General features: G+C 72.1%; 15 protein-coding genes. 11 read left to right on the top strand and 4 right to left on the bottom strand.

Features of this window, described 5'->3' with window-relative positions:
* Positions 1-148 precede the first annotated feature (148 nt).
* The 3 genes from OG892_RS25550 to OG892_RS25540 all read left to right on the top strand — a co-directional run bounded on the left by OG892_RS25550 (position 149) and on the right by OG892_RS25540 (position 3,311).
* Positions 149-586, top strand: a complete 438-nt coding sequence (locus tag OG892_RS25550) for a gamma-glutamylcyclotransferase (RefSeq protein WP_024490113.1) — start codon at positions 149-151, stop codon at positions 584-586.
* A 103-nt stretch (positions 587-689) separates the two neighbouring features.
* Complete coding sequence (locus OG892_RS25545) at positions 690-1,514, top strand: purine-nucleoside phosphorylase (protein WP_073732485.1); 825 nt, start codon at positions 690-692, stop codon at positions 1,512-1,514.
* A gap of 153 nt (positions 1,515-1,667) precedes the next feature.
* Complete coding sequence (locus tag OG892_RS25540) at positions 1,668-3,311, top strand: phospho-sugar mutase (protein ID WP_073732486.1); 1,644 nt, start codon at positions 1,668-1,670, stop codon at positions 3,309-3,311.
* A gap of 70 nt (positions 3,312-3,381) precedes the next feature.
* Here the strand turns inward: OG892_RS25540 and OG892_RS25535 are convergent, their stop codons facing one another.
* Positions 3,382-4,794, bottom strand: a complete 1,413-nt coding sequence (locus tag OG892_RS25535; protein WP_371631684.1) for an aminopeptidase P family protein — start codon at positions 4,792-4,794, stop codon at positions 3,382-3,384.
* Positions 4,795-4,966: 172 nt separating this feature from the next.
* On the opposite strand from OG892_RS25535, the gene OG892_RS25530 reads away from it, so the two are divergent.
* Positions 4,967-5,950, top strand: a complete 984-nt coding sequence (locus tag OG892_RS25530) for a transcriptional regulator (RefSeq protein WP_073732487.1) — start codon at positions 4,967-4,969, stop codon at positions 5,948-5,950.
* Between the two features lie 53 nt (positions 5,951-6,003).
* On the opposite strand, the gene OG892_RS25525 is transcribed toward OG892_RS25530, so the two are convergent.
* Positions 6,004-6,642: a PH domain-containing protein gene (locus tag OG892_RS25525; protein WP_073732488.1), complete on the bottom strand. Its 639-nt coding sequence runs from the start codon at positions 6,640-6,642 to the stop codon at positions 6,004-6,006.
* 311 nt (positions 6,643-6,953) lie between these two features.
* Here OG892_RS25525 and deoC point away from each other — a divergent pair, with 311 nt between their 5' ends.
* The 3 genes from deoC to OG892_RS25510 are packed head-to-tail and all read left to right on the top strand — an operon-like array spanning position 6,954 to position 10,230.
* A complete protein-coding gene (deoC, locus tag OG892_RS25520; protein WP_073733126.1) occupies positions 6,954-7,901 on the top strand; it encodes a deoxyribose-phosphate aldolase in 948 nt (315 codons plus the stop codon).
* Positions 7,902-7,907: 6 nt separating this feature from the next.
* Positions 7,908-9,344: an aldehyde dehydrogenase family protein gene (locus tag OG892_RS25515; RefSeq protein ID WP_328865650.1), complete on the top strand. Its 1,437-nt coding sequence runs from the start codon at positions 7,908-7,910 to the stop codon at positions 9,342-9,344.
* Positions 9,337-10,230: an aldehyde dehydrogenase family protein gene (locus tag OG892_RS25510; protein WP_073732490.1), complete on the top strand. Its 894-nt coding sequence runs from the start codon at positions 9,337-9,339 to the stop codon at positions 10,228-10,230. Before OG892_RS25515 ends, OG892_RS25510 begins: the two co-directional genes overlap by 8 nt.
* A 55-nt stretch (positions 10,231-10,285) precedes the next feature.
* Here the strand turns inward: OG892_RS25510 and OG892_RS25505 are convergent, their stop codons facing one another.
* A complete protein-coding gene (locus tag OG892_RS25505; protein ID WP_073732491.1) occupies positions 10,286-10,711 on the bottom strand; it encodes a hypothetical protein in 426 nt (141 codons plus the stop codon).
* A 75-nt stretch (positions 10,712-10,786) separates the two neighbouring features.
* Between OG892_RS25505 and OG892_RS25500 the strand changes: the two genes are divergently transcribed.
* Positions 10,787-11,497 carry a uridine kinase gene (locus OG892_RS25500; protein ID WP_073732492.1) on the top strand — a complete coding sequence of 237 codons (711 nt, stop codon included), beginning with the start codon at positions 10,787-10,789 and terminating at the stop codon, positions 11,495-11,497.
* Between the two features lie 203 nt (positions 11,498-11,700).
* Here the strand turns inward: OG892_RS25500 and OG892_RS25495 are convergent, their stop codons facing one another.
* Positions 11,701-12,462: a SigE family RNA polymerase sigma factor gene (locus OG892_RS25495; protein WP_078617560.1), complete on the bottom strand. Its 762-nt coding sequence runs from the start codon at positions 12,460-12,462 to the stop codon at positions 11,701-11,703.
* A 192-nt stretch (positions 12,463-12,654) separates the two neighbouring features.
* On the opposite strand from OG892_RS25495, the gene afsQ1 reads away from it, so the two are divergent.
* The 3 genes from afsQ1 to OG892_RS25480 are packed head-to-tail and all read left to right on the top strand — an operon-like array spanning position 12,655 to position 15,481.
* Positions 12,655-13,332: a two-component system response regulator AfsQ1 gene (afsQ1, locus tag OG892_RS25490; RefSeq protein WP_199884271.1), complete on the top strand. Its 678-nt coding sequence runs from the start codon at positions 12,655-12,657 to the stop codon at positions 13,330-13,332.
* Positions 13,329-14,867, top strand: a complete 1,539-nt coding sequence (locus OG892_RS25485) for a HAMP domain-containing sensor histidine kinase (RefSeq protein WP_073732495.1) — start codon at positions 13,329-13,331, stop codon at positions 14,865-14,867. The genes afsQ1 and OG892_RS25485 overlap by 4 nt, the downstream gene beginning before the upstream one ends.
* The gene (locus tag OG892_RS25480) at positions 14,867-15,481 is read left to right on the top strand and encodes a hypothetical protein (protein WP_371630380.1); all 615 of its coding nucleotides are present in this window, start codon (positions 14,867-14,869) and stop codon (positions 15,479-15,481) included. Before OG892_RS25485 ends, OG892_RS25480 begins: the two co-directional genes overlap by 1 nt.
* The last annotated feature ends 19 nt before the right edge of the window (positions 15,482-15,500 follow it).

Raw genomic sequence — 15,500 nt, 5'->3', positions numbered from 1 at the left:
ACGCGCCAAGGTGCTTCGCCCCGGGGCCCTCCATACGTGCACCGGGCCCCCGGGGCGGCGGCCGGACCACGGAAGGCGGACCCCCCGAGCGGGCGTCTTCCTCACCGGAATCGACCTCACCGGGGCCACCTCCCGTACCCTCGACCCCATGTCGCTCTACGCCGCATACGCCGGCAACCTCGACGCGCGGCTGATGACGCGCCGCGCACCGCACTCGCCGCTGCGCGGAACCGGCTGGCTGAACGGCTGGCGGCTGACGTTCGGCGGGGAGCAGATGGGCTGGGAGGGCGCGCTGGCCACGGTGGTCGAGGCGCCGCGCTCGCAGGTCTTCGTCGCCCTGTACGACCTGGCTCCCATGGACGAGGACTCCATGGACCGCTGGGAGGGCGTCGGCCTCGACATCTACCGGCGGATGCGGGTCCGGGTGCACACCCTGGACGGCGAGGAGCCGGCCTGGATGTACGTGCTGAACGGCTACGAGGGCGGGCTGCCCTCCGCCCGCTACCTCGGCGAGATCGCGGACGCCGCCGACTCGGCGGGCGCCCCGCACGACTATGTGATGGAACTCCGCAAGCGCCCCTGCTGACCCCTTCCGACCGGCCGTTCTGTGCGAAAGCACGAAGGGACGGACCGAGTCTCTGTACGGGAACATCTACGCGCGTAGGGAATCAGCGGTTACGCTCATCCGCGTGAACGCATCAGTTATTCCGGACCACATCCAGGGCGACCCGCGCGCCGCCGCCGACGACGCCGCCGCCCGCCTGCGCGAGCTGACCGGTGCCGAGACCCACGACGTCGCACTCGTGATGGGCTCCGGCTGGGCACCCGCGGGCGATGCGCTCGGCACCCCGGAGGCCGAGTTCCCGGTGACCGCCCTGCCGGGATTCCCGGCCCCCGCCGTCGAGGGCCACGGCGGCACGATCCGCTCGTACCTGATCGGTGAGAAGCGCGCCCTGGTCTTCCTGGGCCGCACGCACTTCTACGAGGGCCGCGGCGTCGCCGCCGTGGCGCACGGGGTGCGTACCGCGGTCGCGGCGGGCTGCAAGACCGTCGTGCTGACGAACGGCTGCGGCGGGCTGCGCGAGGGCATGCGCCCCGGGCAGCCGGTCCTGATCAGCGACCACATCAACCTCACGGCGGCGTCGCCGATCATCGGCGCCAACTTCGTCGACCTGACCGACCTGTACTCGCCGCGGCTGCGGGCGCTGTGCAAGGAGGTCGACGAGACCCTCGAAGAGGGCGTGTACGTGCAGTTCCCCGGCCCGCACTACGAGACGCCCGCCGAGATCAACATGGTCCGTGTGATGGGCGGCGACCTGGTCGGCATGTCCACCGTGCTGGAGGCGATCGCGGCCCGGGAGGCCGGGGCCGAGGTCCTGGGTATCTCGCTGGTGACGAACCTGGCCGCCGGGCTGAGCGGGGAGCCGCTGAACCACGAAGAGGTGCTCCAGGCGGGCCGTGACTCCGCGACCCGGATGGGCTCGCTGCTGGCGCGCCTGCTGGACCGCATCTGACCCGGCTCGGGCCGTTTCGGGGGCGCTGCCCCCGTACCCCCGCTCCTCAATCGCCGGAGAGGCTTGATTTGCCCGGCCCGGCCCAATGTGCCGGCCGGGCGTGAATATCCGGCGGAGGCAGCGACAGTCCAGACACAAGGAAGGCGGACGACCGTGACGACGCAGGACCTCATCGCGCGGGCCAGGACCTGGCTCGCCGAGGACCCCGACCCCGACACCCGCGAGGAGCTGGCCAAGCTCATCGAGGCGGAGGACCTGGCCGAGCTCGGCGCACGGTTCGCCGGCACCCTCCAGTTCGGCACCGCGGGCCTGCGCGGTGAGCTGGGGGCCGGTCCGATGCGGATGAACCGCGCCGTCGTCATCCGCGCCGCCGCCGGGCTCGCCGCGTACCTGAAGGACCAGGGGCAGGCCGGCGGCCTCGTCGTCATCGGGTACGACGCCCGCTACAAGTCCACCGACTTCGCGCGCGACACCGCCGCCGTGATGACCGGTGCCGGACTGCGGGCGGCGGTCCTTCCCCGCCCGCTCCCCACCCCCGTACTCGCCTACGCCATAAGGCACCTGGGCGCCGTCGCGGGCGTCGAGGTGACCGCGAGCCACAACCCGCCGCGCGACAACGGCTACAAGGTCTACCTGGGCGACGGCTCGCAGATCGTCCCCCCGGCGGACGGTGAGATCGCCGCCGCGATCGCCGCGGTCGGCCCGCTGGACACCGTGCCGCGCCCCGACGACGGCTGGCAGACCCTCGGCGAGGAGGTGCTGGACGCCTATCTGGCCCGTACGGACGCCGTACTGGCCGACGGTTCGCCGCGCACGGCCCGCGTCGTCTACACCGCCATGCACGGCGTCGGCACCTCGGTCCTCACCGCGGCCTTCGACCGGGCGGGCTTCCCGGCCCCGGTCCTCGTCCCCGAACAGGCCGAGCCGGACCCCGCGTTCCCCACCGTCGCCTTCCCCAACCCGGAAGAGCCCGGCGCGATGGATCTCGCCTTCGCCACCGCACGCCGCTCGGACCCCGACCTCGTCATCGCCAACGACCCGGACGCCGACCGCTGCGCCGTCGCCGTCCCGGACCCGGCGGCCGACGGCGGCTGGCGGATGCTGCGCGGCGACGAGGTCGGCGCGCTGCTCGCCGCCCATCTCGTCCGCCGAGGGGTCACCGGCGTCTTCGCGGAGTCGATCGTGTCGTCGTCCCTCCTCGGCCGGATCGCCGAGAAGGCGGGCCTCGGCTACGAGGAGACGCTGACCGGCTTCAAGTGGATCGCCCGGGTGGACGGTCTGCGCTACGGCTACGAGGAGGCGCTCGGCTACTGCGTCGACCCGGACGGGGTCCGCGACAAGGACGGCATCACCGCCGCGCTGCTCGTCGCGGAACTCGCCTCCGTACTCAAGGAGCAGGGCCGCACCCTCTCCGACCTGCTGGACGACCTCGCGGTCGAGCACGGACTGCACGCCACGGACCAGCTGTCGGTCCGGGTCGAGGACCTCTCCCTCATCGCGGACGCCATGCGCCGCCTGCGCGAGCAGCCCCCGGCCGCGCTCGCCGGACTCGCCGTCACCTCGGCCGAGGACCTCTCGCACGGCACCGAACTGCTGCCGCCCACCGACGGACTCCGCTACCGGCTGGAGGGCGCCCGGGTCATCGTCCGCCCGAGCGGCACCGAGCCCAAGCTCAAGTGCTACCTGGAGGTCGTGGTGCCGGTCGCCTCGGCCGACGGACTGCCCGCGGCCCGCGCACGCGGTACGGAACTGCTCGACGGCATCAAGCGGGACCTGGCGGCCGCGGCGGGGATCTGAGAGCGGGCGGGAATCCGGGAGGGGCGGGAAGCCGAACGCTTCCCGCCCCTCCCTGTCCTCCCCGGCGCGCTCAGCCGGCGAACCGCGCCATCCACGCCTCGACCTCTTCGGCGGAGCGGGGCAGGCCCGCAGACAGGTTCTCGTGGCCGTCCTCCGTGACGACCAGGTCGTCCTCGATCCGGACGCCGATGCCGCGCCACTCCTCAGGCACGGTGAGGTCGTCCGGCTGGAAGTACAGGCCGGGCTCGACGGTGAGCACCATGCCGGGTTCCAGCGCGGCGTCCACGTACGCCTCGTTGCGGGCATGGGCGCAGTCGTGGACGTCCAGGCCGAGCATGTGGCCGGTGCCCGCCATGGTGAAGCGGCGCTGGAGGCCGAGTTCGTACGCGCGCTCGGCCGGGCCCTCGATGAAGCCCCACTCGACCAGCCGTTCCGCGAGGTGGCGCTGGGACGCCTCGTGGAAGTCGCGGTAGGCGGCGCCCGGCTTCACCGCCGCCATGCCCGCCTCCTGGGCCTCGTACACCGCGTCGTACACCTTGCGCTGGAGCGGCGTGAAGGTGCCGTTGATCGGGAGGGTGCGGGTGACGTCGGCGGTGTAGAGGGTGCGGGTCTCCACGCCGGCGTCGAGCAGGAGCAGGTCGCCGGGGCGTACCGGGCCGTCGTTGTCCGTCCAGTGCATGATCGTGGCGTGCTCGCCCGCCGCGCAGATCGAGCCGTAGCCGACGGCGTTGCCCTCCAGGCGGGCGCGGCGGAAGAAGGTGCCCTCGATCCAGCGCTCGGACGAGGCGACCGCGCGGGAGAGCTCACCGATCACGTCGGTGAATCCGCGCACGGTGGAGTCGACGGCCTTGCGGAGCTCGTTGATCTCCCAGTCGTCCTTGACGAGGCGGAGGTCGCTGAGGGCCTCCTCGAGTTCGTCGTCGCGCTCCTCGTCGGTGGTGACGGCGTCCTCCAGGGACGGGTCGACACCGCGGACGATCCGGGTCGGCGCGCCGGAGCCTGCGGCGAGTGTGTCGGCCGCGGTGCGGACGTCGCGGCAGGGCAGGCCGAGGACCTGCTCCGACTCCGCGAGCGAGCGGCGCCGGCCCATCCACAGCTCGGCCGTGGGACCGGTCCAGAACTCGTCGTTGTCCCGGCTGTCGCGGGGCAGCTGGAAGCAGTAGGCGTCGTGGCCGCCGTCCGCGCGGGGTTCGAGGACGAGGGCGCCGTCGCGGGCCCGGTCGCCGGTCATGTGCACGTAGCCGGTGTAGGGCCGGAACGCGTAGCCGTCGTCGTTCGACCGGACCTTGAGGTTGCCCGACGGGATCACCAGGCGTTCGCCCGGGAAGCGCGCGGAGAGCGCGGCGCGGCGGCCGGCCGCGTACGGGGCCTGCTCGTCGGGCTGGAGGTCGTGCCGCTCGGTGTCCGCCCAGCCGGTCCGCATCAGAGCGGACAGTTCCTCTGAGATACCTGCGTAGAGACGGTTCTTCCGGCCTTTCGCCACGTCGTACACCTTCTTCTGGTGGGTTCCTCGGCGGCGAGGGGCGTGCGGGACGCCCTCGCTGCCGCCGGTCGGCGGCACCCGGACGCTATCCCGCACGGTGCGCGCGCGGGGCGAAGGAGTGCCAGTGGCACAGATCGGCCATACCGGGACGCGTCTGTTGGACAATGAGGGCATGACGAACGAGAGACTCCGTGCGGCGCTGCGGCTCCTGGGGCTCGGCCACCCTGCGGCCGACGTCTATCTGGCGCTGCTCGATCTGGCCCCCGCGCCGCTGCCCGCCATCGGCGCGGCGGCCGGCCTGGCGGGGCCGGAGCTCGACGCTGCGTACGGCGCGCTCGTCGACGCCGGTCTGGCCAGCGCCGCGGGGGACGGCGAGGACGTGGTGGCCCCGGTGCCGCCGGCCGCGGGCCTGGAGATCCTGGCCCGGCACCGGGCGAGCGAGGTCGAGGCGTCGCGCATCGCGGTCGGGGGCGCGTTCGACTCGTTCCGGCGGCAGCGGCTGGCGGCGTACAACGACCACCTCGTCGAGGTCGTCACCGGCGACGCCGTCGGCCCCAGGATCCGCCGGGCCTGGGCGAGCGCCCGCGAGCAGATCCGGCAGTTCGAGTCACCGCCGTACTTCCCGCTGCCGGGCGCCACGGACGACGCGCTGGCCACCCTGGCGCGCGGGGTGACGCAGCGCGTCGTGTACTCGCGGGAGTCGCTGGAGCACCCGGGCCATCTGAAGGACGTCATCGAACCGTGCGTCAACGCCGGCGAGCAGGCCCGGGTGCTGCCGTCCGTGCCGGTCAAGCTGGTGATCATCGACGACGCGTACGCGCTGGTGTCGCTGTCGATCAAGGAGGCCGACGTGCACAACACCATGCTCGTCGTGCAGCCGTGCGGACTGCTGTCGGCGCTCATCGCGCTGTTCGAACAGTCCTGGCAGAACGCCCTGCCCTTCCACGGCCGCACCACCCGTCCCGGCGGCCTGCCCCCCGCCGACCGCCGCCTGCTGTGGCTCCTGGCGGGCGGCGCGAGCGACGAGGCCATCACCCGCGAACTGGGCATCAGCCGCCGCACCCTCTTCCGCCGCCTCCAGATCCTGATGGCCCGCCTCGGCGCCGCGAACCGCTTCCAGCTGGCCCTCCAGGCGCAGCGCAGCGGCTGGCTGTGAGCGGCTGGGCCGACGCCGACCGTGAGGGGCGGGGCAGCCGGCCAGCAGGGGTCTCAGCCCGTCGCGCCCAGGATCACCAGCAGGATCGCGCCCACGGCCGCCGGGGCGATGACCTCGTACGCCCAGCGCACCGATGCGGTGACGTCGCCGGCGACGGGCTTGTCGCCCGCCTGTTCGGCCAGCTCCCGCAGGTCCACCACGGTCTGGTCGGCGCCCGCGGTCAGCGCCCTGGTGGCCTGGACGTCGGCGGTCACAGAGGTCCGGCCGTACGGGTCGTCCGTCGCCTGGCGGGTCTGGCGGCGGGCGGCCTTCTTGCGTTGCCGCAGCGAGACGGGGACGGCCCAGAGCTGGTACTTGGTGCCCTCCTGCGTGAACAGTTCGCTGGAGTAGCTCGCCCGCACGTTCGCGACGTCGGTCCAGGGCAGCGTGATCGTGCGGAACGGGTTGCGGATCCGGATGCGCCGGTCGTTGGCGAACACCACGGGGCGCAGGGTGAAGGCGATCACCAGGGGGACCACGGTGAGCAGCCCGGCCAGCGCCAGCCACGGCACCCGGCCCTCGCCCCGGATCGCGGCGTCCACGCCGATCCAGAGGATGAGCAGGAGCAGCAGGGCGCCCCCGACCAGCCCGGCGGGCGACCGGAAGGTCCGGTCGGCGTAGGTGGGCTCTGCGGGTGGCGTGGGGCTCGTCATGAGCCCGATTCTGCCTCAGAAGCTGTGGTCCACCCCCCGCTGGGCTCGGAACGCCCGGCACGGCCGCTCGCGGCGTTGCCGAAACGCCCTAATAGCTCCGCTATGAGGACACTCCGGCGCCTTGCGATCGACCGCACCAGACGTTCCGAGCTGATCCAGCGGGGGGTGGACCACAGCTTCTGACGGGCGCAAGCGATGCGGGGGCGGCTTCCCGGCCGCCGGGCGGCCTGGGTCGCGGGGCCCGGCGATACACGAACGGCATGGGCCCCTGTACAGGCCGCTACGCGCGTAGATATGCTCATCTGGTGACCATGCCCACCACTGCTCCAGCATTCGCCGACGCGACGGCGTCCGACAGTGCGCTGCGCCGCTTCCTGCACGGGCTGCCCGGCGTCGACGCCGTCGGCCTCGAAGCGCGCGCCGCCTCACTCGGAACCCGTTCGATCAAGACGACGGCCAAGGCGTACGCCATCGACCTCGCCATTTCGATGATCGACCTGACGACGCTGGAAGGCGCGGACACCCCGGGCAAGGTCCGGGCGCTCGCCGCCAAGGCCGTCCATCCCGATCCCACCGACCGCACCGCGCCGCGCACCGCCGCCGTCTGCGTCTATCCGGACATGGCCGCGACCGCCGTCGCCGCCCTGGCCGGTTCCGGCGTGAAGGTGGCGTCCGTCGCGACGGCCTTCCCGGCCGGCCGGGCCGCGCTCGACGTGAAGCTCGCGGACGTCCGTGACGCCGTGGCCGCCGGGGCCGACGAGATCGACATGGTGATCGACCGGGGTGCCTTCCTCTCCGGCCGGTACCTGAAGGTGTACGAGGAGATCCTCGCCGTGAAGGCCGAGTGCGGCTCGGCCCGGCTGAAGGTGATCTTCGAGACCGGCGAGCTGTCCACGTACGACAACATCCGGCGGGCCTCCTGGCTCGGGATGCTGGCCGGCGCGGACTTCATCAAGACGTCGACCGGCAAGGTCGGGGTCAACGCCACCCCCGCGAACACCCTGCTGATGCTGGAGGCGGTGCGCGACTTCCGGGCGCAGACCGGCGTCCAGATCGGCGTGAAGCCGGCGGGTGGCATCCGCACCTCCAAGGACGCGGTCAAGTTCCTGGTCCTGGTGAACGAGACGGCGGGCGAGGACTGGCTGGACAACCACTGGTTCCGCTTCGGCGCCTCCAGCCTGCTGAACGACCTGCTGATGCAGCGCCAGAAGCTCAGCACCGGCCGTTACTCCGGCCCCGATTACGTGACGGTGGACTGATACCCCATGGCATCCGCATTCGAGTACGCACCCGCCCCCGAGTCGCGCTCCGTCGTCGACATCGCACCCTCGTACGGGCTGTTCATCGACGGTGAGTTCACCGACGCCGCCGACGGCAAGGTCTTCAAGACCGTCTCGCCGAGCAGCGAGGAGGTCCTCTCCGAGGTCGCCCGCGCGGGCACGGAGGACGTGGACCGGGCCGTGCGGGCGGCCCGCAGGGCGTTCGAGAAGTGGTCGGCGCTGCCCGGCTCCGAGCGCGCGAAGTACCTGTTCCGGATCGCCCGGATCATCCAGGAGCGCAGCCGCGAGCTGGCCGTCCTGGAGACCCTGGACAACGGCAAGCCGATCAAGGAGACCCGCGACGCGGACCTCCCGCTGGTCGCCGCGCACTTCTTCTACTACGCGGGCTGGGCCGACAAGCTGGACCACGCGGGCTACGGCGCCAACCCGCGCCCGCTCGGCGTCGCCGGCCAGATCATCCCGTGGAACTTCCCGCTCCTGATGCTCGCGTGGAAGATCGCCCCGGCGCTCGCCACCGGCAACACGGTGGTGCTGAAGCCCGCGGAGACGACCCCGCTGTCCGCGTTGTTCTTCGCGGACATCTGCCGCCAGGCCGGGCTGCCCAAGGGCGTCGTCAACATCCTCACGGGGTACGGGGACGCCGGTCAGGCCCTCGTCGAGCACCCCGACGTGAACAAGGTCGCCTTCACCGGCTCGACCGCCGTCGGCAAGGCCATCGCCCGCAGCCTCGCCGGTACCGACAAGAGGGCCACCCTGGAGCTGGGCGGCAAGGGCGCCAACATCGTCTTCGACGACGCGCCGATCGACCAGGCCGTCGAGGGCATCGTCACCGGCATCTTCTTCAACCAGGGCCAGGTCTGCTGCGCGGGCTCGCGGCTCCTCGTCCAGGAGTCGGTCCAGGACGAGGTGCTGGACGCCCTCAAGCGCCGGCTGACCACGCTGCGCCTGGGCGACCCGCTGGACAAGAACACCGACATCGGTGCGATCAACTCCGCGGAGCAGCTCGCCCGGATCACCGCGCTCGTCGAGACCGGCGAGGCCGAGGGCGCCGAGCGCTGGTCCGCCCCCTGCGAACTCCCCTCCTCGGGATACTGGTTCGCGCCGACGCTGTTCACCAACGTCACCCAGGCGCACACCGTCGCGCGCGACGAGATCTTCGGCCCGGTGCTGTCCGTGCTGTCCTTCCGTACGCCGGACGAGGCGGTCGCCAAGGCCAACAACAGCCAGTACGGCCTCTCGGCCGGCATCTGGACGGAGAAGGGCTCCCGCATCCTCGCGGTGGCGAACAAGCTCCGGGCGGGCGTCGTCTGGGCCAACACGTTCAACAAGTTCGACCCGACCTCGCCGTTCGGCGGCTACAAGGAGTCGGGCTTCGGCCGCGAGGGCGGCCGTCACGGTCTGGAGGCCTACCTCGATGTCTGACGGGCGACTGAGTGTCTTCAAGACCTACAAGCTGTACGTCGGGGGCAAGTTCCCCCGCTCCGAGAGCGGCCGGGTGTACGAGGTGACGGACTCCAAGGGCAGGTGGCTGGCCAACGCGCCCCAGTCGTCCCGCAAGGACGCCCGCGACGCGGTCGTCGCCGCGCGCAAGGCGTTCGGCGGCTGGTCGGGCGCGACCGCGTACAACCGCGGCCAGGTCCTCTACCGCGTCGCGGAGATGCTGGAGGGCCGCCGGGAGCAGTTCGTCCGGGAGGTCGCGGAGGCCGAGGGGCTCTCGAAGTCCAAGGCCGCGGCCGTCGTGGACGCGGCGGTGGACCGCTGGGTCTGGTACGCGGGCTGGACCGACAAGATCGCCCAGGTCACGGGCGGCGCGAACCCGGTCGCGGGACCGTTCTTCAACCTCTCCACGCCAGAGCCGACCGGTGTGGTCACGGTCCTGGCCCCGCAGGAGTCGTCGTTCCTGGGCCTGGTCTCCGTGGTGGCCCCGGTGATCGCCGCGGGCAACACCGCGGTCGTCATCGCCTCCGCGGACGCCCCGCTGCCCGCCCTGTCGCTGGGCGAGGTGCTGGCCACCTCCGACCTGCCGGGCGGAGTCGTCAACATCCTGTCCGGGAAGACGGCGGAGATCGCCGCGCCGCTCGCCTCCCACCAGGACGTGAACGGCATCGACCTCACGGGCGCCGACGCGGAGCTGGCCAAGGAGCTGGAGATCGCGGCGGCCGACAACCTGAAGCGCGTCTCACGCCCGCCCGTGCCGGGCGCCGACTGGTCGGCCGACCCCGGCACGCACCGGCTCACCGCGTTCCTGGAGATCAAGACGGTCTGGCACCCGACGGGGGCGCTGGGCGTGTCGGGCTCCTCGTACTGACCCGCGCAAGTGTGGCCCGCGCCCCGGACTCCCCGGGGCGCGGGTCACCTCAGGGTCAGCTGTGCAGCAGCCCCGTGACCTGCCCCACCACGGGCAGGTCCTTCAGCGCGCCGCCGCTGGTCACCGGGTCTGTGACCAGGGCCGTGGAGACCGGCTTGAAGTCGGCGATCTGCGTCCCCACCGCGTTGTCCAGCGGGTCCGTGCCGGTGCCGGCCAGCGGGTCGAGCCGCAGATGCGTGACGGGCGCGATGCTGTTGTCGAGCGCGGGGCCGAGCGCCCCGGTCAACGCCCCGCCGGCGGCGTCCGTGGCCGCACCCAGGCCGCTGCTGCCGCTGTCGCTGCCGGTCACCGGTGCGGCGGGCAGCGGCGCCGCCTGGGCCGCCGCACCCCCCGCGCCGAGAGCGGCTCCCACCGCGGTGACGGTCAGCCCCGCCCGCAGCAGAGCGCGGCGCGGGGACTTGGAAAGTGCGTGACGTGCCATGGATTTCCCACCTGATCGGGCCGATCGAACCATCGATCGAGTAATCGTCTGGGCGCACAGCGTAGTTGAGGTGTGATGCTCGATACCAACAAGACCTCCGGGGGGTCCCCTGTGCGGGTCAATGCCTCACACTCATGTCCTGTGAGTTCCCATGCGCATTCGACCCGCGTCGTCCTCCTTGCGGGCCCCTCCGGCTCCGGCAAGTCCTCCCTCGCCGCCCTCACCGGTCTTCCGGTGCTGCGGCTGGACGACTTCTACAAGGAGGCCGGCGACCCCACGCTGCCTCTCGTCCCCGGCAGTACGGACATCGACTGGGACTCCGCACAGTCCTGGGACGCCGACGCGGCGGTCGCCGCGATCGCGGCGCTGTGCCGCACCGGCCGCACCGATGTGCCGCTGTACGACATCGCCACCAGCTCCCGGACCGGGCACGAGGTGCTCCACATCGAGCGCACCCCGCTCTTCGTGGCCGAGGGAATCTTCGCCGCCGACATCGTGGAGCGGTGCCGGTCGCTCGGGGTGCTCGCGGACGCCCTGTGCCTGCGCGGCCGTCCGTCGACGACGTTCCGCCGCCGGCTGCTGCGGGATCTGCGCGAGGGCCGCAAGTCCGTGCCGTTCCTGCTGCGGCGGGGCTGGCGGCTGATGCGCTCCGAGCGGCGCATCGTGGCGCGCCAGGCCGAACTGGGCGCGCACCCCTGCAACAAGCCCGAAGCCCTGGGCCGCCTGGCCGCCGCGGCGGCGGGCCGCTGCCGCACGCCCGCCGTTTCGAGCCCCTCGGGCGATTGAGGAGCGGGGCCAGCCAAGCCCCTCCGGCGATTGAGGAGCGGGGGTCCGGGGGCAGCGCCCCCGGAACGCACCGCGGGGCCGGACAGGACCCCCCGGCCCGTCCGACCCCACAGCTTCCCCCGTACGCCGCCGCCTCCCCCGAAGCAGCGACCCCGTTTCCCCCGTTCCCCGTTACCCCGTTTCCCCCGTGTCCCCCCGTCGCCTCAGGCCACCAGCTCGCCGAAGGACTCCTCCTCGTCACGGCCGAAGCTGAGGACCTCGTCCTCACGCAGCCGGCGGAGCGACCGCCAGATGCTGGACTTCACCGTGCCGACACTGATGTCGAGGATGGACGCGATCTCCGGGTCCGTACGGCCCTCGTAGTAGCGCAGGACCAGCATCGTGCGCTGGAGCTCCGGCAGCCGCGCCAGCGCCTGCCAGAGCACGGCACGCAGCTCCGTACCACGCATCGCGTCCGTGTCGCCCGCCGTCTCCGGCAGCTCCTCGGTCGGGTATTCGTTCAGCTTGCGCCTGCGCCAGGCGCTGATGTGCAGATTGGTCATGGTGCGGCGCAGATAGCCGCCGACCGCCGCCTTGTCACTGATCCGGTCCCACGCCCGGTACGTGGAGAAGAGGGCGCTCTGCAGCAGATCCTCGGCCTCGAACCGGTCACCGGTCAGGTGATAGGCGGTGGCGTACAGGGAGGCGCGGCGTTCCCTGACGTAGGCCGTGAACACCGCTTCGGCGTCCTCGTCCCGCGCCGGGGCCTGCCGCTCCCCCGTGGCCTCCCCGTACGTGCTTCCCCCGTTGCTCCCGCCCGTTGAGGCGGGTGCGTCTACCACCGTCATGTACGACGGGTGCTGACGCCCAGCGCCGCGAACGCACCCCCGCCCGTTCAATGCGGCGCCGGACTTCTCGGTGGTCCGCCCGACGTCGTGGAGACGCGTGACAACTGCGCTTGCGGTGATGCTGTGAGTTGCGTTCATCTCGCGCCCCCCGTCGGTGGAGTCCGTCCGTTCCTTGTGTCAACGAGCTTGCCGGGGCAGTTTCATGGCGCTGTCCCTCGACTGTCACAGGCCTGTCACAGCGCCCGGCGCGGACCCGATCCGGGGGTGCCGGACGCATAAGAGGGGACCAACTGTCGAACTAGGGCTCCCCCATGGGTCAGAATGACCAGCGTGCCTTTCCTGTTGCTGATCGAGGACGACGACGCCATCCGCACGGCCCTCGAACTCTCGCTGTCACGCCAGGGCCACCGTGTGGCCACCGCGGCGACGGGAGAGGACGGCCTCAACCTGCTACGAGAACAGCGGCCCGACCTGGTCGTACTGGATGTGATGCTGCCCGGAATCGATGGATTCGAGGTGTGCCGGCGCATCCGGCGCACCGACCAGCTGCCGATCATCCTGCTGACCGCGCGCAGCGACGACATCGACGTCGTGGTCGGCCTGGAGTCCGGTGCCGACGACTATGTGGTGAAACCCGTGCAGGGCCGGGTGCTCGACGCCCGGATCCGTGCCGTGCTGCGCCGGGGCGAGCGCGAGTCCACCGACTCCGCGACGTTCGGGAGCGTGGTGATCGACCGGTCCGCGATGACCGTCACCAAGGACGGGGAGGATCTTCAGCTCACGCCGACCGAGCTGCGTCTCCTGCTCGAACTGAGCCGCCGCCCCGGCCAGGCCCTGTCCCGGCAGCAGCTGCTGCGCCTGGTCTGGGAGCACGACTACCTCGGTGACTCCCGGCTGGTGGACGCGTGCGTCCAGCGGCTGCGCGCGAAGGTGGAGGACGTGCCGTCCTCACCGACCCTGATCCGTACCGTGCGGGGCGTGGGATACCGGCTGGACTCGCCGCAGTGAGCACGGCTGTGCGGCGGGGCCTGCTCGCCGGGCTCCGCTGGACCAGCCTGCGGCTGCGGCTCGTCGTGGTGTTCGCGCTGGTGGCGCTGACCGCCGCGGTGTCCGCGTCCGGGATCGCGTACTGGCTGAACCGCGAGGCGGTGCTGACCCGTACCCAGGACTCGGCGCTCGGGGACTTCCGCCAGGAGATGCAGAACCGGGCGGCCTCGCTGCCGCCCCGTCCCACCAAGGACGATCTGGAGCACGCCGCCGCGCAGATGGCGAGCAGCAGCCCCGGTTACAGCGTGCTGCTGATCGACGAGCGCGATCCGGGCAAGCCGATCGTCGGCACGTCCGACGTGGACACCTTCACCCGGGACAACGTGCCGCAGTCGCTCCAGAAGCAGGTCGCCAAGAAGCAGCCGGTCAAGGCGGGCAACAAGTACCAGTACCACCTGTTCTGGCAGCGGACCTCGATCCGCGGCACCCCGTACCTCGTCGGCGGTACGAAGATCATCGGCGGTGGCCCGACCGGGTACATGCTCAAGTCGCTCGACCAGGAGCGGCAGGATCTCAACTCCCTCGCCTGGTCGTTGGGGATCGCCACCGCGCTCGCCCTGGTCGGCTCCGCGCTGCTCGCGCAGGCCGCCGCGACGACCGTGCTGCGTCCGGTACAGCGGCTCGGTGACGCCGCCCGCAAGCTGGGCGAGGGCAAGCTCGACACCCGGCTCACGGTGTCCGGCACCGATGAACTGGCCGATCTCTCGCGGACGTTCAACAGAACGGCGAGTTCGCTGGAGAAGAAGGTCGCGGACATGACCGCGCGGGAGGAGTCCAGCCGCCGGTTCGTCGCCGACATGTCGCACGAGCTGCGCACCCCGCTCACCGCGATCACCGCGGTGGCCGAGGTGCTGGAGGACGAGGCCGACAGCCTCGACCCGATGATCGCGCCTGCCGTGCACCTGGTGGTCAGCGAGACCCGGCGGCTCAACGACCTGGTGGAGAACCTGATGGAGGTCACCCGCTTCGACGCGGGCACGGCCCGGCTGGTCCTGGACACCGTGGACGTGGCCGACCAGGTGACGGCCTGCATAGACGTGCGGGCCTGGCTGGACGCGGTGGATCTGGACGCCGAGCGCGGCATGATGGTCCGCCTCGACCCGCGCCGGCTCGACGTCATCCTGGCGAACCTGATCGGCAACGCGCTGAAGCACGGCGGTTCGCCGGTCCGGGTCACGGTACGGACCGAGGGCGACGAACTGGTCATCAAGGTCCGCGACCACGGCCCCGGCATCCCCGAGGACGTGCTGCCCCACGTCTTCGACCGCTTCTACAAGGCCAGCGCCTCCCGGCCGCGTTCGGAGGGCAGCGGTCTCGGCCTGTCGATCGCCATGGAGAACGCGCACATCCACGGCGGTGACATCACCGCCGCGAACTCGCCGGACGGCGACGGCGCCGTGTTCGTACTGCGCCTGCCGCGCGACGCGGAGGCGCTGAACCGCACCGCAGAGGACCACGACGCGGAAACCCCGGACCAGGAGGACGACGCGACGTGATGTCCAGCGAACGCCGGGGCCGACGCCCCGTCGCGGCGGTGGCCGGGGCCGTGCTCTGCGCGGTACTGGCCGCGGGCTGCGGGATCAGGACGACCTCGGTGCCGGTGGACGCCGGGCCCGCGCCGTCCCGGGTGCCGTGCGACATGCCCGCGCAGGACAGCAGCGCACCGCCGGGGCAGAGCATCGGCGCGGAGATCTACCTGGTCTGCAACTCGCAGCTGGTCGCGGTCGACCGCACGGTCCCGGTCCAGGAGACGAAGGCCGGCCGGCCCGCACTCGCCGAGGCCCTCCTGGACGAGCTGCGCGAGGAGCCCCCCGCCCCCGAACGGCAGTCGGGCTTCGCCACGGACGTCCCGTCGTCACTGCGGGTCGGCGGCCCCCGCGCGGGCGACCCGGAGGACGCGCTGCGGCTCAGCGAGCAGCCGGAGGACCTGACGGCCGAGGCGCTGGCCCAGATCGTCTGTACGTACACGGAGAGCGAAGCGCTCGTCCAGGACGGCACGGTGCTGCTCGGCGGCCCGGGGGCGTACGCGCCGCGCGGCTACCTGTGCACCGCGGAGACGAAGGCCAGGCCCAAGGCCGTACCGACACTGGGCGCGGTCCGGCTGCCCTGAGCGCGCCGCCTTGACCTGC

It is taken from the genome of Streptomyces sp. NBC_00341, from assembly GCF_041435055.1.
Lineage (GTDB): Bacteria > Actinomycetota > Actinomycetes > Streptomycetales > Streptomycetaceae > Streptomyces.
The sequence above is the reverse complement of the archived record's forward strand: the minus strand, read 5'-3'. Positions and strand labels throughout refer to the sequence as shown.